This is a genomic window from Paraburkholderia sp. LEh10, assembly GCF_017814945.1.
GTDB lineage: Bacteria > Pseudomonadota > Gammaproteobacteria > Burkholderiales > Burkholderiaceae > Paraburkholderia.
Map to the genome: position 1 here is coordinate 52,009 of NZ_JAGIPX010000037.1, position 21,850 is coordinate 73,858.

Below are 21,850 nucleotides of genomic sequence, written 5' to 3' on the forward strand. Positions count from 1 at the left end.
ACGCGTCACTCACTCATTGGAGGTTGACGATCTGCACGCCGCCGAGGCCGGTCAGCACAACCCGGTTGCGTCCGACGGATGCGACATCGGTGATGAGATCCGGCCTCTGCACGGCGACGGCGCGAAACGTGTCGCCCTCGTCCCGGCTCATGATCAGATGGCCATCCTGGGTCGCGAACAACAATCGGCCGTCATCGAGCACGCATGCGCCCGTCAGGCTCGTATGGACGCCTGTGGATAAGCGCTGCCAGGTGGCTCCGCCATCTCGTGAGCGATAAGCGGAACCGCCAAGGCCATACGCGATCACGTACCCGTGCGAACCGACCACGCCGAGAAAGCTGCCGTTGTAGCCCGTCGAGATCGCGACGAAGCGATCCCGAAGCCGGTCGAGTTTGAACAGCGTGCCGTGTTCCGACGCGAGATAGACATCGCCACCCGCGTCGCTGGCGGCGGTGTAGTGAAGCATCTTGTCGTTATCGACCTTCTCGATCCAAGAAGCCCAGCTCTTTCCACCATCGCGCGTGCCGAGAATGGTTCCGAACGGCCCCACTGCCCACCCCGTCTGCGCGTTCTCGAACCACAGGTCGAGTATGGGTATCGCAGGGCCGTTCTGGTAGTTGAGCATCGTCTCCTTCAGCAGCCGCGTGGCGGCCGCGTCGCCACTCGCCGCCCGCGAGGTGAAATGCGCTTTCAGCAGATCTGCCGCCGCACGGCCGTCGAACTGCTTGACCCAGTGTTCACCGCCGTCGGTCGTCGCGAGAATGACGCCGTCATGACCCGACGCCCAACCCAGCGAAGCCGACACGAAACGGACGGCGACCAGATCCGACCCGACCGGGCTTGGGACCTGACGCCATGTCGCGCCGCCGTCATCGGACAGTACGATCAAGCCTCGCACCCCGACCGCCACGAGCCGCGAGCCGGCCCGTGCGATTGCGCCGAGCTGCGTGGTAGCCGCGAAACCTGTTGTTTGCGCGGGCGCATCCAGCGGATCCACGAACGTGCCGCCGGCCGGCGCCGAAGTGCCGGTAGCTATGCCGGTCATGAGCGCAAGCGAGACCAGCAAGCCCACGCAATGCGATGCGCGGCGGAGTAAAGCGTTGCGGCGGCCCCGGCCATCGCGAGTCGCGCAGCACACTATTGCACCCCCCGCGTCGCCAGCGCATCGGCGGTAAAGTAATTCGCCGGCAGCGGCCCGCGCTTGTGGAATCCTTCGCCCACGCCGAACGAACCCAACGCCCAGTTCTGCTTCACGAAGTCATAGATCAACTGGTTGTTGTTCATCGGCGCCGGCACGTCGTACGCCTGCCACACCGGGAACCACTGCACACGCACCAGCTTGTTCGCGTGGTCGAACCCCTCGTAGCCGACCATGTCCCAGCTGTCCTCGTCCAGGAAGAACACCTTCTTGCTGTCGACGTGACGCGCGCCAGGCTTCAGCGTCGCCTCGACGACCCACACGCGATGCAGCTCATAGCGCACGTTGTCCGGATTGACGTGATCCTTTTGCAGCAGCTGGTCAATCGGCGTGTTCAGGTATTTGTACACGTTGTACGGAACGTAGAGTTCCTTCTTGCCCACCAGCTTGAAGTCGAACCGGTCCATCTTGCCGTCGAAACCATTGGTCTCGTCCCACAGGAAGATCCCGCTGTTCGACGTCACCACCGTGTCGTACTTGAACTCCGGCGCGAGCCGCACCCGCCGCTGCCCCGGCGTGTAGAACCATGCCGTCGGCTCACGCTCGTCCATCCGCGTCCACTGGATCCGCATGTCCATCTCCCCGGCCTGCGACGCCGGCCCGACGTGCAGGTTGGAGATCGCGTACATCTGGTTCGACTTCGTTTTGCTGTTATCCCAGTAGTCGACGTAATACTGCAACTGCCCATGCGTGCTGAGCGTCTTGTTGCCCGCCGAATCGACCAGCCATGCCTCGTAGTCGCCGCTGTAGTACACCGGGAAGTACCGGGCGAAGAAGTTGTACAGCGCCTCCTGCCCCGTCGACGGAATCGGAAACGGAATCTGCGCATGCGCATCTACCAGCCCCGGACCGTCGCCGACCAGTTTGGGCGACATCACGCGCTTGATCGTGTTCTCATAGACCCAGTCGGGGAAGCAGGCCGTGCGATGCGTCGGATAGACCTCCATCCGGTATGTCTTCGGAAATCGCTTGAACAGTTCCTTCTGGCCATCGTCCAGCTTGTCCGCGTACTTGTCGACATTGGCTGCCGTGATCGAGAACAACGGCTTCTCGCTGGCGAACGGATCGACGTATGGTGTGCCGCCATCGGCGCTGTGCGGCTTGTAGCCGGCCGGTGCCTGGCACAGGCCGCCCGTCCACTCGGGAATCTCGCCGTCCTTGCTGCCTGCCCGTTCGGCGCCCAGCGGTGTGAGCGTCTTCCCGAGACCAGCGGCATCGGCCGCGCCCGGCGCAGCGCTCGCTTGCATGCCGACGAGCGTCATCGCACCCGCGGCCGTCAGTGTCAGTAGAAGTTTCATCTGTCTCCTCCAATTCATTGCACTGATGCATCGCGTCAACATCACTGTCGTCGCCATCAGCAGGTGCCCGCTCGCTCTGGTTGTCGTGTCGCGGCCCCCACCGGATTCGCTTCGATCCGCCATTCATCGACCGGGCAGGCCCATTCTGTATTTGCCGCGCACTTCATACGTCGTCGAAACCGACGAATCTGATAGCGCCTCACTACGTGCGCGACGGATATGTCAGAAACGGCGCAGCGAATGGTTCGCGCATGAATGCCGATAGAGCGTTGCCACGCGTTCGAACGCATGCTTGCCAGGTGATTGCATCTTCCGTTAGGTAATATATTTGTTATCCGAATTAACTATATAAGTCCGCGGACGAACTTCGAGGATCGCCATCGAACCGGATATCATGCCGTGAAAAATCCGATGCACACCGGAAACCGATCGCATTCGTGCCGATGCGGGCTGTGCATCGGACACTTTCACCATCGAGGAAGAAAATCGCGAACCCAGGGGAGCTCGTGCGCTGCACTGTGCAGCTGAAAATGGGACTCGGGAAAGTCACCAGCTTTTGTATGCATCACCGTTAGCCGTGCACGCATATGGGGGGAGTTGTTAGGCTGTGCCGGCAAACACAATCACATCGACCGTCAGTTGATTCGCTGCTTCATGCACAGAACTCGTCGGAGTTCGACCGCACCTCCCGCACTGGTCGGTATCGTGCTGCGTTTAGCCAATGCCACCGTCAATGGTCACTTCGGCACCGGTGATGTAGGAAGCCTCGTCCGACGCCAGGAACAGGACCAACCGTGCGACTTCGTCCGGCGTTCCGAGCCGCTGCATCGGAATCATGCCCTTGTAGTGATTCAACTGCTCGGCCGAGTTCTGCCCGAGCATAGGCGTGTCGATGATGCCCGGATAGATCGAATTCACGCGGATGCCGAGCGCCGCGAATTCCGATGCCGCGAGCTTCGACATGCCCCGAACCGCCCACTTGGTACTGGCATATGCAAATATGCCCGGGACGTTGTTCAAGGCGGCATTGGAGCATACATTGATGATCACTCCGCCGCCATTTTTCACCATAATCTCGGATGCCGCACGCATGCCCAGAAACACGCCTAACTGGTTCGCGCGATAGTGGAGCTGCCAGAGCGGGACGTCGGTGTCCGTCAAACTGGCCGGTTTGAAGACACCGGCATTGTTCACCAGGACATCGATCTGCTCGAAGCGATCGAGCGTCTGGCGCATCACCTCGCCCCAACCTGCTTCGTCGCCAACGTCATGGCGAACAAAAAGCCCACGACCTCCGAAGCGCGCCGCGATCTCTTCGCCTCTTTCATCGATATCGGTGACAACGACTTTCGCCCCCTGCTCCGCGAACAGCTTCGCCTCGGCGGCGCCTTGCCCGCTGGCTGCACCGGTGACGATTACAACCTTGTCTTGTACGTTTGCCATATAACGCCTCCATGACCGAGGTGATGCAGTCGATTAATGATTTGCGTAAGTCTCGCGGCAGACAGCTCCGCAACGCAGAGACCGCTCGAGCGTGTTCTGTAGTGACGTGGCCTCGAGTGGAACGTCCATATCGGCTCGAAACCCGGTTACCAACAGGAATCTCTGACACAACAGAGCCCGTCGGCAACCGCGTCACAATTCCCGCGCCGGCTTTACCATTCGACTGCTGTGCGATGCGGCCACAGGAAACGCGCGGTATCTGCGCCCGTGTAATCCGGGTCGAGATACACATGCATGCGTTTGATCAGACCGGCTTCGTTGAACTCGAATATGCTGCAGAAACGCCCGCCGGGTGTGCGTCCGCCGCACCATTCCACGTTGTCGCTGCTGGTTCCTTCAGTCGTCCCTTCGGCCGCGACGAAGTTGCCTTGCTCTATGTAGAGCAGATCGTCGACATGATGGACGGTGCGCAACCTGGTCGGCTGAATGCCGCGTCCCAGTTCCATGAGCGCTTCAAGTCCGCGGCCGATACCGAATTTCGGGAAAAAAAACTGAAAATCCTCGACAAACAACTCGGCCGGAAACTCCCGGTCAATGCGCCGGAAGTATTCCTTAACCGTCGAAACGTGGCTCATGGTTTCTCCTTGCGCGTTGATCGTGTCATACCTGTGGCGCCCTTGCGGCCATCGCGAGTCGCGCGGCACACTATTGCACCCCCCGCGTCGCCAACGCATCGGCGGTAAAGTAATTCGCCGGCAACGGCCCGCGCTTGTGGAATCCTTCGCCCACGCCGAACGAACCCAACGCCCAGTTCTGCTTCACGAAGTCATAGATCAACTGGTTGTTGTTCATCGGCGCCGGCACGTCGTACGCCTGCCACACCGGGAACCACTGCACACGCACCAGCTTGTTCGCGTGGTCGAACCCCTCGTAGCCGACCATGTCCCAGCTGTCCTCGTCCAGGAAGAACACCTTCTTGCTGTCGACGTGACGCGCGCCAGGCTTCAGCGTCGCCTCGACGACCCACACGCGATGCAGCTCATAGCGCACGTTGTCCGGATTGACGTGATCCTTTTGCAGCAGCTGGTCAATCGGCGTGTTCAGGTATTTGTACACGTTGTACGGAACGTAGAGTTCCTTCTTGCCCACCAGCTTGAAGTCGAACCGGTCCATCTTGCCGTCGAAACCATTGGTCTCGTCCCACAGGAAGATCCCGCTGTTCGACGTCACCACCGTGTCGTACTTGAACTCCGGCGCGAGCCGCACCCGCCGCTGCCCCGGCGTGTAGAACCATGCCGTCGGCTCACGCTCGTCCATCCGCGTCCACTGGATCCGCATGTCCATCTCCCCGGCCTGCGACGCCGGCCCGACGTGCAGGTTGGAGATCGCGTACATCTGGTTCGACTTCGTTTTGCTGTTATCCCAGTAGTCGACGTAATACTGCAACTGCCCATGCGTGCTGAGCGTCTTGTTGCCCGCCGAATCGACCAGCCATGCCTCGTAGTCGCCGCTGTAGTACACCGGGAAGTACCGGGCGAAGAAGTTGTACAGCGCCTCCTGCCCCGTCGACGGAATCGGAAACGGAATCTGCGCATGCGCATCTACCAGCCCCGGACCGTCGCCGACCAGTTTGGGCGACATCACGCGCTTGATCGTGTTCTCATAGACCCAGTCGGGGAAGCAGGCCGTGCGATGCGTCGGATAGACCTCCATCCGGTATGTCTTCGGAAATCGCTTGAACAGTTCCTTCTGGCCATCGTCCAGCTTGTCCGCGTACTTGTCGACATTGGCTGCCGTGATCGAGAACAACGGCTTCTCGCTGGCGAACGGATCGACGTATGGTGTGCCGCCATCGGCGCTGTGCGGCTTGTAGCCGGCCGGTGCCTGGCACAGGCCGCCCGTCCACTCGGGAATCTCGCCGTCCTTGCTGCCTGCCCGTTCGGCGCCCAGCGGTGTGAGCGTCTTCCCGAGACCAGCGGCATCGGCCGCGCCCGGCGCAGCGCTCGCTTGCATGCCGACGAGCGTCATCGCACCCGCGGCCGTCAGTGTCAGTAGAAGTTTCATCTGTCTCCTCCAATTCATTGCACTGATGCATCGCGTCAACATCACTGTCGTCGCCATCAGCAGGTGCCCGCTCGCTCTGGTTGTCGTGTCGCGGCCCCCACCGGATTCGCTTCGATCCGCCATTCATCGACCGGGCAGGCCCATTCTGTATTTGCCGCGCACTTCATACGTCGTCGAAACCGACGAAATTTCGCACGCGTGCGGTAATCGGCATGCTCGCGAAAATCACCACATCAGCGTTACTCCACGCGGTACTTCTGCACGACGTCTTCGAGTAACGTGAGTCCGTGGCCGGGACGTTCGCTCAAATGCAGCACGCCGTCAGTCAGAATCGGAAGTCCGTCGAAGAGCATGGTCGACCAGTCCATCCATTCAGCGACCAGACCGTTGGGAACCGCGGCGATGCAATGCGCGAAGACCTCCGGTATCAGGTGGCTCGCGACCGGCACGCCGAATGACTCCGCCAATGCGGCGGCCTTCCGGAATTGCGTGATGCCTCCCATTCGGCACATGTCCACCATCAGGTAATCAACTGCTCTCGCCTTGAGAAGTGGCAGCAACGATACGGGGTTGTAGTGGTACTCCCCGGAACAGATCGGCACGTCCAGCGCCTGTGCGATCGCAGCCTGACCTTCGATGTCGTGCATGGCGGTAGGGTCTTCAAGCCAGAAGAGTTCGTATTCTTCCAGTGCCCGCCCGACCCTGATCGCGCGGGAAGGCGTCCACGTCTGGTTGACGTCGTACATCAGGTCGATGTCGTACCCGATCGCTTCCCGAATAGCGCGTACACGCGCGACGACCTGGTCGATCCGCGCGTCGCGCTCAGCGTACGGCCTGATCTTGATCGCTCGATGCCCTTGCGCTACCAGCTCGGCTGCCTGGCGCTGCAGGACGTCGGGCCTGCTGCCAACGGCCGTGCTGCTCTGGTAGGTTCTCGCGTGGTCGGAGTAGCCGCCCAGCAAGCGCCAGAGCGGCTGCCCCGCATCTTTTCCGGCGATGTCCCACAGTGCGATGTCGATCGCGGTTGCAGCGATGTTCAGGAGCCCGCCTGGACCTACAAAATTGGCGGGGTAGATCATCTTTGCGAAAAGATGCTCGACTCGGCGCGGATCTTCTCCGACAACCAGTTCACCGAGTTCGCGTACCATCGCGGTCAGCGAACGCTGGAACTCAGTGGTCAGCGTGAACGTATGACCCATGCCGTCGATTCCCGTATCGGTTCGGATACGGACCACAACCACCGGCATCTGACTCTGATACCGGCCGATGACCTGTGGAATGACCGTAGTCACGACTTCGACGCGAGTGATTTTCACCGGTGTATCTCCTGATTCGTGTGGCGAGAATGTCGGCTAAACACGGATGCGCGGATCGTCGCAATCGCAAGCTGTGACGCACTTTCACGACTGCCCGCCGTCGATCGCGAAACGTGATCAGCGAAGCCGTCCCTGCTCACGCAACCGCATGCCAATCTCCCGAATGCGCGCTTCCCCTTCCTGCAGGGCGGCCGCGTTCGTGTGGACAGAGTAGTAGCCGAGCACCAGATCGTGTGGGTGCTTGACGGCCGAGCCAAATACGAATTCGGCATCTGCGTCGGCGTGAAACTCGATTGCGTCTTCCGATTCCTCGAACACCGCGAGTTCACCCGCTCTCACTTCGCTCGGTACCCGAAGCTTTCCGATGCTAACGGCAGCCCAAGCCACGGCATGTCCTTCTGGCGGCTCGTAACGCCAGCACTCCCCGGCCTTCAGTTTGACCGACAGATAGTTGATCGGCGTCGGCGCCGTCAGCGGACTCCTCGCCTTGCCATAGCACCCCAGCAGCACCGTTACCGGGCCGTCGCGCTCGATGTCGCCGGGCTCGAGATAAATGCTTTCCGGCTCCCCCAACTCCATTCCAGGCGGCAGCGCAACCCAAAGCTGAAAACCGCGGACACGATCGGCATCTCCGAAGTCGCCGCCATGCCATGCACCGCCTCCCGCCTGCATCCACTCCACCCCACCCTGCGGAATCGTTCCGCTGCGGCCCAATGTATCCTCGAAACCCACGTTGCCCTCGAGAATCCAGGTCAGTGTCGCAATACCCGAATGCGGGTGCAAATGCACGCCTTGCGGTGTCGTACCGGTCAGGTCGATCAAATCGAGAAAGACGAATGGCCGCAACGCGTTGCCGAGATCCGATGGACTCATCAAGCGCGTGACGGGCCCCTGCTTATGACCGCGCGTGCGCGTAACGACGCGACGCCTGAGGACGGTTTGGTCATTCGACGAGAACTGGGACATGAATCGTTCCTTTGGCTCAGGGAGCCCAATGCCTACAGATGAAATCGATGGTATGCAGTCCCGTGTCGTACGACTAGCGCCTTGATCTGGATTTCACCCGTCCATGATCGGACGCAATCGCGACGTGACGCGCGAGCGCGCATCAAGGCATCCGCGCGTGAAGCAAACGAAGAAACGTCTTCGCATCGCGTCGACACCGCGATCGATGCTCGCATGCACGACATACAAATCGTCATAACCGACGATGACTGCGATTTCACGCGCGCCTACCATTCGCCTCGCCTGATATCGTGGCCGTCCTCCTATCTGATATCGACTCCATACGGAAGACGCGATGCCGGTATCGCCAGGTCACTCATGCCTGGCTTGCTCGGCCGCTCCCCGCGTGCAGGGCAGCCACACCAACCGGTCGCTGGGTCTTGGCGCAACACTGCCAGGCACTTTTTATCCAAAGAGATTTCGGAGGCAAAGAGATGGATTTGCAATGGAGTGACAGGGATCTGGCGTTTCGCGACGAAGTACGCGCGTTCTTAGCCACGCATCTGACCGACGAATTGCGCGCCGCCGGTCGCCTGATGACGAGCGTCTACGCAGATCACCACGCCGCAATGGCATGGCAGCGCATTCTCGCTGCCAAAGGTTGGGCCGCGCCGGCCTGGCCCATCGAATATGGAGGCTGCGGTTGGACCGCGACGCAACGCTACCTGTTCGCTCGCGAGCGGGTAGCCGCAGGTGCGCCACCGCTGTCGCCAATGGGTATCCAGATGTGCGCCCCGGCCCTGATCAAATTCGGCACCGACGCACAGAAGGCGTACTTCCTGCCGCGCATGCTGAGCGGCGAGCATGTGTGGTGTCAGGGCTACTCCGAACCACAATCGGGTTCCGACCTCGCTTCATTGAAGATGCATGCCCGCGAAGACGGCGACGATCTGGTCTGCGACGGCTCCAAGATCTGGGCAACCCATGCACACGATGCGAACTGGATCTTCTGCCTCGTGCGAACATCGCGAGAGGACAAACCACAGCTCGGTATCACCTTCCTGTTGATCGACATGCGCACCCCCGGCATCAGCATCCAGCCGATCGTGATGTCGTCTGGCGAGCATATCCAGAACCAGGTGTTCTTCGATCAGGTTCGCGTGCCAAAGGTCAATGTCATCGGCACGATCGGTGCTGGATGGACGGTCGCCAAATACGTGCTCGAATTCGAACGGGGTGGTACTGCCTATACGCCGGAATTGCACGAGATGCTCGACAACCTGCGCGAGTTCGCAAAAACCGCGCCTGGCGAGACGACCGAGCGGCTGATCGACGATCCACATTTCGCGAGCAAGCTCGCTGCCGCGCGCATTCGCATCGCCGCACTCGAAGTGTACGAACTCCGAACGATGTCGGCGTTGTCGGCCGGACGATCGCCCGGGACCAATGCATCGGTCATGAAGATCCTCGGGACCGAGTTGAGCCAGCACCTAACCGAGCTCGGGATGGAAGCGGCGGGTCGTTACGGCCGCTCGTTCCAGCCGCAGGCGGCGTGCCCCGGCGGTCCTGTGAAGTTATGGCACACCACCGGGCCGTACGTCGGGGCGCAAGCGGCCATGCTCGCCCCGCTGCGCTATCTCAACGATCGGGCCGGATCGATCTATGCCGGCTCAAACGAAATCCAGCGCAACATCCTGGCCAAAGCGGCATTGGGTCTGCACTGATACAACGCTATCGGCTCCACACAAAGGAGCCGGGATGGGAACGCATCGATTGCGCCGATGCGCCGCCCAAGGCGCCGACGACAAATCAGAAGGACCGCAACGGTCCTCATGAAAGGCGGGTCGGCCCGTATCTTGATGAGCATGAGGAGTTCAAACGTGAATTTCGACTTTACCGAAGAACAGAACTTGCTGCGGCGAACCTTGCAATCGTTTCTGCACGATCACTATGCTTTTGAAGCCCGGCGCGACGCAACGCTGTCCGACGCCGGCTGGCGCCGCGACATGTGGCGCGCACTGGCGCAGGACCTGGGTCTGCTCGCGGTCACACTGCCCGAGCAGGCCGGCGGTTTCGGCGGTGGTGCCGTCGAGACGATGATCGTGATGGAAGAGCTCGGTTCAGTAATCTTTGTCGAGCCGTTTCTCGAAACCTGTGTCATGGCTTCGGGCGTCCTCAAACGTGTGGGTGGAGCACTCGCCAATGCCGTGCTAGCGGATATCGCCGCGGGAGAGTCGGTCATCGCGTGCGCATGGTTCGAAGGTGGTACCGGATATCGGCTGTCGAACGTTGCCACGCGTGCGCGTCGCCAGGTAGGCGGTGGCTGGCGACTCGACGGCCGGAAGACCGTCGTCATGGCTGCACCGTGGGCGTCGAAGCTGCTCGTGACCGCGCGGACGTCGGGTGCTACGGGCGATCACGACAGCATCTCGCTATTTCTTGTCGATAAGGATGCTGCCGGCGTGTCGATGATCGATTATCCGACCATCGATGGCAGACGGGCGTCCGACATCGTGTTCGACAATGTCGAACTATCGCCGGACGCGCTGCTCGGCGACGACGGCGCTTCCCTGCCGCTCGTCGAGCAGGTCGGCGACGAGGCCATTGCTGCGATCTGCGCAGAGGCAGTTGGCGTGCTGAAACGCATGCAAGCGGACACGGTGTCGTATACGCAGGAGCGGCGCCAGTTCGGTCAGGCTCTGGCGAGTTTTCAAGCGCTGCAACATCGCATGGTCGACATGTATTTGCAAGTGGAGATGGCGATCTCGGCCATGTACCTCGCGACCTTGTCGCTGGCGGATGCCACATCCGATCGTGCGCGTGCCGTTTCGGCGGCCAAGGTAACGATCGCGAAAGCCTGCCGGTTCGTTGGCCAAAATGCTGTGCAACTGCATGGCGCGATGGGAATGACCGATGAGTTGCCGCTTGGCCACTATTTCAAGCGCGCTACCACGCTCGAAAATGAGTTCGGCAGCGTCGACTTCCATCTGGCGCGTCATGCACGGCTCGAGGCGCTGCGGCAACACTGAGCAGGCTGCGACACTGCGTTTGAAAAATGTTTTTATGCCTGATCGCCGGAGAGCGCATTTGTTGCTCCGGCGAGAGGCGCGTATTGGCCAGCACACATTTCCTTCCATCGCATCTTCCGCAAGCCCCTCTCCTCATTCCCGCAGTGAGGCGACCGCACAAACTGGCCATCCCGGCCATCATGCATCGCCTCACTCGTGAATGCCCGGAGATCGGCGCCGTGGAGATCCTTGGAAACGAGGGATGTAGAGAAGAGCAGTAGCGCCACAGCAATCCACGTGCTCATTACGCCACGAGCGACGTTAGGCCTGCAAATTCTGTGGGCCAGTTTGAACAGGATGCAACGTCGTTAGATTAATGGAGATGCGCACCCACCGCGCTGTCGCGCCCATCCGCCAAAGCTGCACGTCCGTCTACGCGACGTCGTCAACCAGACAAGAGGCTCGTCAATCGCGCCAAGGCAACACAAGCGCCTTGGCGCCGATCTCGCGACTACACTAGAACGTGGTCTGCAGCGTTAGGGAAATCCACGGCTTGTCATTCCACATGAACGGTCCGTTCCCGCCGGCATAGTAGTTAGGGCCACCAGGCGCAAAACGGGTCGTCCCGCTCGTATGGCTGTGGTACCCGTTGTATTGCAGCGTGATGTTGTATTTGTTGTAGATCGCCGCATGCAATCCGATCGTATACACCAACGCGCCCTGATTACCGATGGCGGTGGACAGAGAGGGCGTGTTGCCGTAAAGCCCGTACATCACAAACACCGGCATATCCATGTCGACACCCGGAAATACCTGCAACCATTGCGGGTCAAACTGCATCGCCGCGACGACTGAACTGTTCGTCGAACAGCCGTCCCATTTGCTGCCTGTCGGGCACGCCGATTGGTTGCTCGTACCGTTATATAGCGCCGCATTCTTGATCGAGCCAACCCTTTGCGTAAAGGCTACTTCCCCCGTAAGCGTGCCGCCTTCATATAACGGGGTTTTGCTCAGCGGCATCAGCGCGTTGGCGATCAGGTTGATCGTATCGCCACGAGCCCCCGAGCTGCCGGACAGATCGGCGGGTTGCGGGCCAGGAACCGAATTTAGTGCCGTGTTATGTCGATACGAGACCTCGAACCCTGTACTCAGAATGCCTATGCCCGCTTCCGAGCTGACGCCGAAAAGCTGTGCACCGCGGTTGTACGCGAGGTGATAGTTGGAAGTTCCCATGGCCGGATCTCGACCAAAAAGCACCCAGGGCTGCGCCTCATCGAGGCGACGGTAGTAAAATCCGAGATTGCCGCCCGCGAGAAACGACGGACTCCAGGTGGCACGAATACCAAAGTTGTTGTTGACGTTCTTCGGCTTGAAGTCGTTGCCACGAGGAACGGCTCCCAGCAACTGCGAGGGCCCGTAGAACAGGAAGTCCGACACGCCAAGATAGGTTCCGCCTTCAGGCAGCAGATTGTGCTCGAACTCGAAGAAATATTGCGCTGCCAGCGAAAGCTCAGGCGTAATGGCGGTCTGCGCATAAAATTGCGCTCTGGGAAGGGCCAGCTCCTTCAACGTAGAGCCCGGCGATGCGGAGCCCTTGATGCCATCGACCGGATTCTGCCCGTAACTGATGCTCTCATCGCCGAAGAAGATTGCAGTGCCCCAGATCTGCGTCAACCGCCCGAGCTTGATTGACGTCGAGTGTCCACCCAGATCGAAGTTTCCATAGATGAACGCGTCGAGCAATTGCGTTCCGTTCTCGTAATAACTGCGCGTATACGAGGAGTACCGATTACCAGGGTAGGAACCGAGTGCTGAATACGGGACGCCGGGGGCAGCGAAACCCGGATTGAATCTCACGGTATCGTTGTACGCGAAGTCCTTGAATAGCGACGCACTGACGCGAAATCCGAAATCTTGGCGATAGGATACCGACAGCTCAGTGAGATCGGATATTCGATTGGTCACGAGACTGCCGGCATGATCGAATTTGTAGTCGGATTCGTCGAAATTGGGATTATTTCCAATTCCCGAATTCACGCCGTTTACGCGCATGCCGCCGATGTATTGGATAGTGTTATCCCATCGCCCCTCGATATCATCTCCGAGCTTGAACTGAAATGCGTGTGCCGACATCGAGCTTGCGAGCATCATTCCTCCGCATGCCATCACGCCGATACTGGTACGAACTCGAGCCGCACATCTCCTGCTTTTCTGCCTCACTTCGATCTCCTCACGTCCATTGGAATTTGAAAATTAGTCGTGCGGTTCTTGCAATAACGCATGAAACGAAAGCCAATCATTCACGGAAACAGACGGATCGACATTCCGGAAAAAATACCTGGGGGGATACAGTTCGCGCCGTAATATGTGCACGCAACCTGATTCGCCTGTTCTCCGGACGATCCATCTCCGATGTTCGCCAGAATCAGCGCTACCGTCGCGACTGCAACCAGCAAACCGATTGCGTAGGCGGATCTTTTCATTGCCGTCTCCCCTTCGATGATTCAGTGCTGCCATCCTGGCTCAGATGTCCGGCCGTTTCGACGGGTCAATCGATTGAACAGGACGGTACGGGCAATCCGCCACAACAGTCCGAACGACGCTTTCAGTCGTCGCCACCAAGCCTCATTTGAAATCGGCAACACGTCGCGGTCCCAATGAGGAGGGGGCCTCGATGGAGTTGTCAAACCATGGTGACGATTATGAAACGTAGCGTCGTGTCGTCATCGTCGGAAGCGACGAATTCATCTTCTCGACGGACACATGATGCGAATCTCCGTGACCGTCACGTTCCTCAACGCATGCGAGTGCGCCGAGACTCGGGCGAAGGTGGCCTCGTTACTATTCTTCTTGCCTCGACAATTGAGGCCTCGACATGGCGCTAGCACGTATACGCTGAGGGAATGTGGGGAACAGTCTATGAGCGCTTTCGTCAGCCCTCGCGAGGTCAGTGTCGACGGGGTGGCAAGTAAGCCGGTCTAACAACCGATGCGGTTCTTCCGTGAACTGTAGCTGGAAGGCCCCGGCGTGGTCGTTGCATCGTCGACGCCGGCCGATACGGTGGCTGATCGAATTTGGATTCCAAGCACCTTGCGAAATCGAACTGCCCGTAAGCCGATCTGGTACGCAGCCGGGCACGGCAATCCAGCTAGTTTCGCTTCCCAGCAACAGTGTTGAGTGAAAAGAGGGGTATTCGTCCTTTTCGTCCGCGACGGTCGGCGCCATGGAACTGGAACACGTGCTTCGCGAGATCGATGCCGAGGATGTCGATTTCCATGATGGGCCTCCACACGTCAGATATTGGTGGTCGTCAGTGTCCCCCGTGGGGGGCGCCGGGTCCATCTCAGTAAAATCTGGCGGTTTTATTTGATTTTCCCTTTAAAAACAATAGGGTGCGAATTCCCCATTTTGCGAGAGCGCATCCCCTTTTGACGCAAGATCTGACGCTTGTGTTCGACCGTGTCTGATCGGCGAGCGCGTGATCGAGTGCGGCATGGCAAATCCGCACCATGCGCTTGGTGTTTGCGCGGACGTTTCATCGAGCTGCCATTCGAAATCAACGCGCGACGAAACTACCTTCCCTCTGCACGCACTATCAGCAGATTGCGTACGTCAACGACGCCCGGCACATCCCTCGCCACTGACGTCGCGAGGTCGACCTGACTTAACTCCGGAACATATCCTTCGAGCGATACCGATCCGCCCTTTGCCACCACGACAATACGGTCAACATTGAGCCCTTTCGTTTTCGAAAGACTGCGCAGCACCGCTTTCCCGAGTTTGCGATTCTCTGCGCGGATTTCCTTCGCAGTTTGCACGCGGCCTGCTGATGATTCCGACGCCAGAGCGCCGCTCGCACCGCCCTGTGCATGCACGGTAGCCGCGCCTAATAGAAGATTCACACCCACCGCGTACGTCAACAATGTCTTTCCCCTCATTTCCTTTCTCCTAATGGACCGACGTCCGGGGTGCAAACGAACCAACCGGCACTGTCGCCTTTGTCATTGAACTGTGGAATTGCAGCGCCGGCAGGCGCGGTACCTCCCCCCCGCCGGCCGAGGTGATCAGAACGAGTGGCGAACGCCGATCACCGATGCGACCGTTGTGCCTTCGGTTCCAAATAGTGCGCCGTTGATGGAGATCCCCGTGTTCATCGCGCCATGGTTATTGACTGCGCCAACCTGTGCGTAAAGCATCGTTCGCTTCGACAGGAAATACTGCGCACCAAGCGAGCCCATCACCGAATGATTGCTTGTCTGATTGCGGTCGCTTGTGACCCACACGCCCCCGTTCACGTCAAGGGTCGGAAGTACATGGTAGTCGAGGCCGCCGCCATACACGTTATTGTTGAAGGATCCGGCAACCTTGTAGTTGACGAACGACAGCTTCGCTGTGACCGCCCCGAATTTGTATGCAGCACCGATTGTACGACCCTCAAACTGCACCGTTGTGGGGATCGGCGTCTGGGCCGTCCCGCCGCTGTTCCCGTCGTATATCGCCGCATTGATCATGAACCCGCCGAGTTCATACTTCAGGCTTGCAGAATATTGACGGCCCGCCTGGAAGTTGCCTGCCGCTCCCCCCAGCGCATACATGAGACTTGCCTGGAACCCGCTGATATTTGGACTCGAGTATGAAATAGCGTTCGAATTGTAGACACTTGTAGCAAACACGTTGTCGACCATGTTCACCAACCCGCTTCCGAACATGGAAAAATCACGAGGATCAGACTGATACAGGGCGAGAAAAAAGGGGGAAAACTGCAATCCTACCTTGCCTGTGCCGTACTTCCCATCAAGCGCGATCCATGCCTGGCAGCCGAACAGGTTTCCGTTACAGTTGGCGAGTCCGCCGTTGACGACGCTGAACCCGCTTTCGAGCTTGAAATTCAGTTTCAGCCCGTCGCCCAGATCCTCTGTTCCCGACACTCCAAACACGGAAGGCGTGAGCCCGGCCGAGATCAATGAGAACTGCTTGCCAGCATCCGATCCGTCCGACGCATTTGCCGTCTTGCTAGTGTAGAGCAAGCCGGCATCGACGACCCCATACAACGTCACGCTACTTTGCGCCTTCGCCGCACCGCCAGCCATAAGCGCCCCTGCGCAGGCAGCAAGTTTGACAACAATGAGTCTCTTTCGAAGCATATTTTGTCTCCAGAACCATGTCTGAAACCCGAAGGTTTCGTTTATCTACTTTGCACTCCTGTTTTTACTTTTTTCATGTTTTTATTCGCTTCCCGATTCCCAGGTGTCTTGCGACGGATTCGTGAGTTTTCTTCGAGCGAATCACAATGACTTTCGAGCGTTCGAAGCAGCCCGGGCGAGTCGCAATTTCGGACGCAATGACTTTTCGGATCGACTGTTCAGAAGTTCCGGTTGCTAGAACTAACGACGTCATACTGGGTCGAGTCATCCGGGCTTGCTTGCCCCCGGAACAGACTGATTGAACATCGCCGTATAGCTTTTGCGTGTTTCACGCGATTAGCTTCAGCCACCCGCTTCGTCATCACTTCGCTGCCATGAACTGAGCCGCCACCCGGCGTCACCCTGTTTCGCCATGGTCTGGACTTGACCGTACGTCGAGCAATACAAAACCAGTACCTTTGCCATGAATATTGGACGGTTGACAGCCACCCGACGAACTCGACATTGCTAAGGAACGCAATTCAATATGCACGACCGTTTTTTGCACGCCAGACTTTGAGCGCCTGGCTTCGATCCGTCGCACCCCTGCTCTGCTAAATCTTGTCTTCACGGCAGATTACGAAGCGGCGCCCTCAATAGCAACGACCCGAGGTTCGCAAATTGCGAACCTCGGGTGCAAAAAATTCCCCCTAGGGAAAGCACTTGAGGGACGACCCGAGAGTGGCCGCCGCGCGTCAGAATCGATACCGTGGCATCCAGTACTTGCAGTTTGGGATGGAAGCACTGACCCGATAACACCGGAAATTGCCTGAACGGAGCTGGCACATCAGCGCATCTGTGATGAGGAGGTTCAGCAGGCGTGTGCGAGCGGACGACGGCGAGATCACCGATGACCCGCACGCAGTACGCGTGTCATTGCGGCGCCTCCGCTTGCCGACGGTACGTGCTCGTTTAGGTCTGCGCATCACGCGACAGTACTTCCCCGCTGCAAGCAGGTGGTTGTTACCATGGCCGACGAGTTCGCGCGCCCCTTCCTGCTGCATGTCCTGCTGACGGCTTCAGCGTATCCGCCATTACGAGTGGCTTGCCAACCGCCGCCGGGCAGCCCGATTCGCCGGCCTGTCGCGAGCTACTCGGCGCCACTGCCTCCGCCACCACGCAGCGCGCCGTCGACGAAGATTATCGTGACCACTACCTGTGCATCATCGGGCAATCGCTGCGCGACTGCCCGGTGTGCCGCGAGGGGCACATGGTGCGCATTGAATGCGGCGGTGTACGCGGCATCCTGGCGACGGGGGCTGCTTGGACAGGTTTTTTGCCAAGGTATTGCTAGGCACGGCGCCAAGCCTCTCTCTTTTGATTTTATTGAGGCAGCAGCCCTTGCATTACGCCACCTGTCATGTGGTCAGATGTCTTTACGAGCGCAAGAAGGCCAGCCGTCCAGGTCGAAATTGCATTCTCGGTGTCACGCATTCTCAGCGTCACGCACTAATGGCGCCCCCTGAAGGAGCCGGCTTTTCCGTTACCGGTCCCTTCAGTCGTCCGGAACGCGACAGGCTGCGTTTGTCACTATCGTGACAGCCACGGATAGCGCGCTGTGTCCGCGTCTTCATAGTCAGGATCGAGATAGATGAAGCATCGCTGGATCCTGAATTCGCGGATCTCGAAGACGTCGCACCAGCGCCCCGCGTGGGACACGCCGGCGCGCCAGTCGACCCCGCCTTTGCTCGTTCCATAACTCGTGCCCTCGACGACCACCGTGTCGCCCTGCTGGATCACGTTGACATAGGCAAGATCGTGCTTGAATTTCGACACGATTGACCCGAGGTCCGCAAAAAGCTTCTCGAAAGATGCGCGGCCCGATGCGATGCCCCACTTCGGAAAGTAGACTTCCGCGTGGTCGTCGAAGAGATCGAAGAACGGTGCGCCGCGGTCCAGCCGACGCAGGTATTCGAGTGCGATGGTCTTGCGTTGCTCATCGGTCATTGTTGCGGTTTCCATGTTCCGTCTCCGTGATAGATTTCAGTGAAGCGTGCTCAGATACGCGATGATCTTCCGCCGACGCGCCTCATCGCCTTCGAAGTAAGTCATCGCATTCCCCGGCGCGACCGTCTGCGTATCCGACAGCCATGCGTCGAGTAGCTTTTCATCCCACACCTTACCCGAGGCTCCCGCCTTCATGCCCGCCGAGTAATTGAATCCGGGCTGCGCAGCCATCGGCCTGCCGACGATGCCGAATAGGTTCGGCCCCTGCCCGTTCGGCTCATTCTTGCCGAACGTGTGGCACACGGCGCAATTATTGGTCGCAAGCTTCTTGCCCAACGCGACGATATCTGCAGCCTCTTGAGCGTGAAGTGCCGCGCTCGCGAGGGCGCACGATATCCAGATTCCCATCGATAGAGTGCTCATGCGTTTCATGGTGCCTCCCGTCATGCGCGTGAAGAGTTCTCTGCATGTGCCGCATTTGCCGCGCGATACGCAAACGCGATGATGGGTCCGAGCGTGCCGCCGCCCGCCCAATACGCGCGCGCCGATGCTGACGCCACGCAATTGCCCACGCCATACAGGCCTTTGATGGGTGCATCGCGCACGTCGAGCACCTGGCCGTGCGAATTGGTCTTCGGACCGCCCTTGGTATCGAGATTGCCGGCGACGATCAGCGCGGCGTAGTAGGGCCCCTTCGCGCTGAGCGGGTACATCGTTTCGTTTTTCTGATCGGCTTTCTTCTGGACCGGTCCGTTGAAGAGCTTTTCGACCACGCGTTCGCCGCGATGGAAGTCGGCATCTTTACCCGCTTTCGCAAAACCGTTGAAACGCTTGATGGTCGCATCGAGGTTCTGTACGAATTCGTCGCTCAGTTGCATGCCTCCGAGGACCCCCGCATGTTTCGCCAGCCGTTCGCGAATTGCATCCGCCAGTTCCTGTAGCGTATTACCGCGCAATACGTGCCGGTCGTTGGAGCCGGGCGGCACGATCGGACTGCCATAGTCGTCGCTCGCGCAGTGGTCCTGCGCCTGCTGATCCCAAATCGAGATCAGCGCGAGATTCGGATACTCGCCTTTCGAACCGTCCCACTGGGAAAACGTCGCGCAGACCTCGTTGTAAGCCAGTTTCTCGTTGACAACCCGCTTGCCATATCGGTTTACGTACAGCATCGAGTCACCCGTCGGTGTGAAGATGCCGGAAAGCGATCCGTCCTTTGCGATCGCCTTGTCGAGCGAGATCGGCGCCATCCACGAGTAGTTCATGTTGCGTAACTGCACATCGAAGTCGCTCGAAATGCGTACGAAGTCGCCTTCGTTGGTGACGGCGGCGCATCCGCCATACACCGCTCCATGCAGGAAATTCCTGCGCAGTTCCGGATCATGCGTAAAGCCGCCCGTCGCAAACACCACGGCTTTTTTCGCACGTGCGCGAAAAACCGTACCCTCCTCGGTGAACGCTTCGACGCCCGTCACCGCGCCGTTCGCATCGACGAGCACCTTCTGCACGCGATAACCCGTTCGGATATCCACACCATCTCGTCGCGCCGCCGCGCTCATCGTGCGGATCGCCACGCGCCCGCCATCGGACATGCTGGGCAAGCCGTCTTTAGGAAATAGGACGCGGCCTCGCGGAGCCTTGTTTTCCGGCAGCTCGGCCCAGTAATCGGGCACGTCCCCTTCGTGCCGATACGGCAATGCGCCTTTCGCCGCCAGCAGTTCCGCAGCCGGCGATGCACTGTCGTAGATCGCTTCGCACATCTCGTACTCCCAGTCCGAGAGTCCGAGCTTCGGCAGCGAAGGGTCGTATTGCTCTGGTCTCGAAAGACGCGCGACGTAGCGCATATAGTCGTCTTTCGGATCGGCGATGCCGGCGCGCCGCATTGGCTCGTTGTTGGGCACCCAGTACCAGAAGGCCGCTTTCGCCGCCGTGCCGCCGACGCTGCCCGCCTTCTCGAGAATCGCCACGCGGTTACCGAGCCAGCGGGAGAAAAGTGCACAGGGCAAGCCGCCGCCTCCACCGCCGCACACGACGATGTCGTATTCCGCGTCGAATTTCAGTTGATCTGCGGCCTTGGCGGAAAGCGTCACAGCACCGAATGCCGCGGCCGCAGTACCCGCGCCTGCAGCCTTGATGAAATTGCGCCGCGAGGTGGCAGGCGTGCGAATTTCGTCATTCATGTTTTGTCTCCGATGTGATAGTTTTCGATCGATGGATGCGGTCATGCGCTTGCGAGTAGTGCCTTGTTTCGCCGATGCTGAAAGCGCTTACGCGCCAACGGTGCTCTCATCGTCGTCTCCGTGTTGGTGTCGTGTACTGTCAGGCATGGAGTGCACCATACGTCGACTTGATCGCCGCGTCTTTCAGGTTTCGCGGTTTACAGATTCGGGGCAGGAGCGGACATAGAGGGTCATTACTAAGGTGAAAATCGCGGACGCCGCGTTCGCAAATGGCGAACTGTCGATACGCGATCGCGCCAGCGCGCCGCTCTATACTCAAACAAAGTCATAAATATCAAGCCCGCACGCGTGCGCGGTTGACGGATACGGAGACAACCATGACAGCAACGGCTCAGCAACCAGCTGCCAGACTTACCGACGCGTTCAGCACAGTACCCGGCGTGCCCGGGCTCGAATACTGCATCTCGGGCGCGCAGCCATATACATTCGATGTGGACAACACGTCGGATACGATCTGTCTGCTGCTCGGCACGATTGTTTCGAAGACGCGTTACGACGACGGGCCTGCGCTTGCGCTCACCTTTCGCGCGGAAACGGCGGCCTTTCATCCACGTGGCGGAAGAATGCATATCGAGGCGCAACAAGTCTCCTTGGGCTTCGTTGCGTTTCGCTATGCGGACGAATTCAAGCGCAACATGAGCGGGGTGCACGTGGATGCGTTGAGAAGCATCGGAAACCGCGACAATCTCGGCGCCGATGCGATACGTCACCTGGTGCGCTACGCACGGCTGAAGACGTCGTCGAATGCGGCGCTACCTGTCGATCCGTGGGAAATCCAGTGTCTTGCGGCGCTCTCGTGGGTCGAAACGACGCGGCAACTGGACGCCATCAAAGACAATCTTCGACCAACGCTGTCGAGCGTCGAGTTCGGTCGGCTCGAACAATATGTGGAAGAGAACCTCGAGTGCGCGCTGAGTTGCGCGCAAATCGCGGCGACACTCGATCTCCCTGTGCGCGTCATCTCCGATGGCGTGAAGGCACGGACAGGTTATTCGCTTTATCGCTTCGTGGTGGAAAAGCGCCTGAGCGCCGCAGCCCACTTGCTGCGCGCGACGGACACACCGCTTTCCGACGTGTCAGCCGCGTGTGGCTTCTCATCGCAGCAGCACATGACGGCGCTTTTTTCCGAACGCATGGGCACGACGCCGTTGCGTTACAGGAAGAATGGAAGTTGACATGCAACGGATGGACGCCAGGTTGTCGAAGTAATT

18 protein-coding genes are annotated in these 21,850 nt (G+C 59.3%); 3 read left to right on the top strand and 15 right to left on the bottom strand.

Features of this window, described 5'->3' with window-relative positions; translation table 11 throughout:
- Positions 1–13: 13 nt before the first annotated feature.
- The 7 genes from J8I87_RS26995 to J8I87_RS27025 all read right to left on the bottom strand — a co-directional run bounded on the left by J8I87_RS26995 (position 14) and on the right by J8I87_RS27025 (position 8,285).
- A complete protein-coding gene (locus J8I87_RS26995) occupies positions 14–1,045 on the bottom strand; it encodes a glycosyl hydrolase (RefSeq protein WP_209935115.1) in 1,032 nt (343 codons plus the stop codon).
- A gap of 92 nt (positions 1,046–1,137) precedes the next feature.
- Positions 1,138–2,496, bottom strand: coding sequence for a DUF1329 domain-containing protein (locus J8I87_RS27000; protein WP_209935116.1), 1,359 nt, complete (start codon positions 2,494–2,496; stop codon positions 1,138–1,140).
- Positions 2,497–3,210: 714 nt separating this feature from the next.
- Positions 3,211–3,939, bottom strand: a complete 729-nt coding sequence (locus J8I87_RS27005; RefSeq protein ID WP_209935118.1) for an SDR family NAD(P)-dependent oxidoreductase — start codon at positions 3,937–3,939, stop codon at positions 3,211–3,213.
- Between the two features lie 212 nt (positions 3,940–4,151).
- Positions 4,152–4,574 (bottom strand): nuclear transport factor 2 family protein, encoded by a 423-nt coding sequence (locus tag J8I87_RS27010; RefSeq protein ID WP_209935119.1) that lies wholly within the window; start codon positions 4,572–4,574, stop codon positions 4,152–4,154.
- Between the two features lie 70 nt (positions 4,575–4,644).
- Positions 4,645–6,003 (bottom strand): DUF1329 domain-containing protein, encoded by a 1,359-nt coding sequence (locus tag J8I87_RS27015; RefSeq protein WP_209935116.1) that lies wholly within the window; start codon positions 6,001–6,003, stop codon positions 4,645–4,647.
- A gap of 239 nt (positions 6,004–6,242) precedes the next feature.
- On the bottom strand, positions 6,243–7,319 hold the full coding sequence (locus tag J8I87_RS27020; protein ID WP_313066157.1) for a mandelate racemase/muconate lactonizing enzyme family protein: 1,077 nt from the start codon (positions 7,317–7,319) through the stop codon (positions 6,243–6,245).
- A gap of 117 nt (positions 7,320–7,436) precedes the next feature.
- On the bottom strand, positions 7,437–8,285 hold the full coding sequence (locus J8I87_RS27025) for a pirin family protein (RefSeq protein WP_209935121.1): 849 nt from the start codon (positions 8,283–8,285) through the stop codon (positions 7,437–7,439).
- 473 nt (positions 8,286–8,758) lie between these two features.
- Here J8I87_RS27025 and J8I87_RS27030 point away from each other — a divergent pair, with 473 nt between their 5' ends.
- On the top strand, positions 8,759–9,988 hold the full coding sequence (locus tag J8I87_RS27030) for an acyl-CoA dehydrogenase family protein (RefSeq protein ID WP_209935123.1): 1,230 nt from the start codon (positions 8,759–8,761) through the stop codon (positions 9,986–9,988).
- A 156-nt stretch (positions 9,989–10,144) separates the two neighbouring features.
- Positions 10,145–11,293, top strand: coding sequence for an acyl-CoA dehydrogenase family protein (locus tag J8I87_RS27035; RefSeq protein ID WP_209935124.1), 1,149 nt, complete (start codon positions 10,145–10,147; stop codon positions 11,291–11,293).
- 495 nt (positions 11,294–11,788) lie between these two features.
- Here the strand turns inward: J8I87_RS27035 and J8I87_RS27040 are convergent, their stop codons facing one another.
- The 8 genes from J8I87_RS27040 to J8I87_RS27070 form a co-directional block, all read right to left on the bottom strand.
- A complete protein-coding gene (locus J8I87_RS27040) occupies positions 11,789–13,438 on the bottom strand; it encodes a DUF1302 domain-containing protein (protein ID WP_313066176.1) in 1,650 nt (549 codons plus the stop codon).
- A gap of 134 nt (positions 13,439–13,572) precedes the next feature.
- Complete coding sequence (locus J8I87_RS27045) at positions 13,573–13,755, bottom strand: hypothetical protein (RefSeq protein WP_209935126.1); 183 nt, start codon at positions 13,753–13,755, stop codon at positions 13,573–13,575.
- Positions 13,756–14,420: 665 nt separating this feature from the next.
- Complete coding sequence (locus J8I87_RS45740; protein ID WP_280923101.1) at positions 14,421–14,549, bottom strand: hypothetical protein; 129 nt, start codon at positions 14,547–14,549, stop codon at positions 14,421–14,423.
- Between the two features lie 295 nt (positions 14,550–14,844).
- A complete protein-coding gene (locus tag J8I87_RS27050) occupies positions 14,845–15,210 on the bottom strand; it encodes a BON domain-containing protein (RefSeq protein ID WP_209935127.1) in 366 nt (121 codons plus the stop codon).
- Between the two features lie 126 nt (positions 15,211–15,336).
- Positions 15,337–16,416 carry a porin gene (locus J8I87_RS27055; protein WP_209935128.1) on the bottom strand — a complete coding sequence of 360 codons (1,080 nt, stop codon included), beginning with the start codon at positions 16,414–16,416 and terminating at the stop codon, positions 15,337–15,339.
- Positions 16,417–17,985: 1,569 nt separating this feature from the next.
- Positions 17,986–18,417, bottom strand: a complete 432-nt coding sequence (locus J8I87_RS27060) for a nuclear transport factor 2 family protein (RefSeq protein ID WP_209935130.1) — start codon at positions 18,415–18,417, stop codon at positions 17,986–17,988.
- 21 nt (positions 18,418–18,438) lie between these two features.
- On the bottom strand, positions 18,439–18,834 hold the full coding sequence (locus tag J8I87_RS27065; protein WP_209935131.1) for a c-type cytochrome: 396 nt from the start codon (positions 18,832–18,834) through the stop codon (positions 18,439–18,441).
- Positions 18,835–18,845: 11 nt separating this feature from the next.
- Positions 18,846–20,579 (bottom strand): FAD-dependent oxidoreductase, encoded by a 1,734-nt coding sequence (locus J8I87_RS27070; protein WP_209935132.1) that lies wholly within the window; start codon positions 20,577–20,579, stop codon positions 18,846–18,848.
- A gap of 377 nt (positions 20,580–20,956) precedes the next feature.
- On the opposite strand from J8I87_RS27070, the gene J8I87_RS27075 reads away from it, so the two are divergent.
- On the top strand, positions 20,957–21,814 hold the full coding sequence (locus J8I87_RS27075; protein ID WP_209935133.1) for an AraC family transcriptional regulator: 858 nt from the start codon (positions 20,957–20,959) through the stop codon (positions 21,812–21,814).
- Positions 21,815–21,850: the final 36 nt, after the last annotated feature.

Excerpts from the sequence above, each read along its gene's own strand:
- J8I87_RS27005 (WP_209935118.1), bottom strand. The coding sequence starts at position 3,939 with ATGGCAAACGTACAAGACAAGGTTGTAATCGTCACCGGTGCAGCCAGC.
- J8I87_RS27010 (WP_209935119.1), bottom strand. The coding sequence starts at position 4,574 with ATGAGCCACGTTTCGACGGTTAAGGAATACTTCCGGCGCATTGACCGG.
- J8I87_RS27040 (WP_313066176.1), bottom strand. The coding sequence starts at position 13,438 with ATGGCATGCGGAGGAATGATGCTCGCAAGCTCGATGTCGGCACACGCA.
- J8I87_RS27045 (WP_209935126.1), bottom strand. The coding sequence starts at position 13,755 with ATGAAAAGATCCGCCTACGCAATCGGTTTGCTGGTTGCAGTCGCGACG.
- J8I87_RS27070 (WP_209935132.1), bottom strand. The coding sequence starts at position 20,579 with ATGAATGACGAAATTCGCACGCCTGCCACCTCGCGGCGCAATTTCATC.
- J8I87_RS27075 (WP_209935133.1), top strand. The coding sequence starts at position 20,957 with ATGACAGCAACGGCTCAGCAACCAGCTGCCAGACTTACCGACGCGTTC.
- J8I87_RS27030 (WP_209935123.1), top strand. The coding sequence starts at position 8,759 with ATGGATTTGCAATGGAGTGACAGGGATCTGGCGTTTCGCGACGAAGTA.
- J8I87_RS27000 (WP_209935116.1), bottom strand. The coding sequence starts at position 2,496 with ATGAAACTTCTACTGACACTGACGGCCGCGGGTGCGATGACGCTCGTC.
- J8I87_RS27055 (WP_209935128.1), bottom strand. The coding sequence starts at position 16,416 with ATGCTTCGAAAGAGACTCATTGTTGTCAAACTTGCTGCCTGCGCAGGG.
- J8I87_RS27025 (WP_209935121.1), bottom strand. The coding sequence starts at position 8,285 with ATGTCCCAGTTCTCGTCGAATGACCAAACCGTCCTCAGGCGTCGCGTC.
- J8I87_RS45740 (WP_280923101.1), bottom strand. The coding sequence starts at position 14,549 with ATGGAAATCGACATCCTCGGCATCGATCTCGCGAAGCACGTGTTCCAG.
- J8I87_RS26995 (WP_209935115.1), bottom strand. The coding sequence starts at position 1,045 with ATGACCGGCATAGCTACCGGCACTTCGGCGCCGGCCGGCGGCACGTTC.
- J8I87_RS27060 (WP_209935130.1), bottom strand. The coding sequence starts at position 18,417 with ATGGAAACCGCAACAATGACCGATGAGCAACGCAAGACCATCGCACTC.
- J8I87_RS27015 (WP_209935116.1), bottom strand. The coding sequence starts at position 6,003 with ATGAAACTTCTACTGACACTGACGGCCGCGGGTGCGATGACGCTCGTC.
- J8I87_RS27050 (WP_209935127.1), bottom strand. The coding sequence starts at position 15,210 with ATGAGGGGAAAGACATTGTTGACGTACGCGGTGGGTGTGAATCTTCTA.
- J8I87_RS27065 (WP_209935131.1), bottom strand. The coding sequence starts at position 18,834 with ATGAAACGCATGAGCACTCTATCGATGGGAATCTGGATATCGTGCGCC.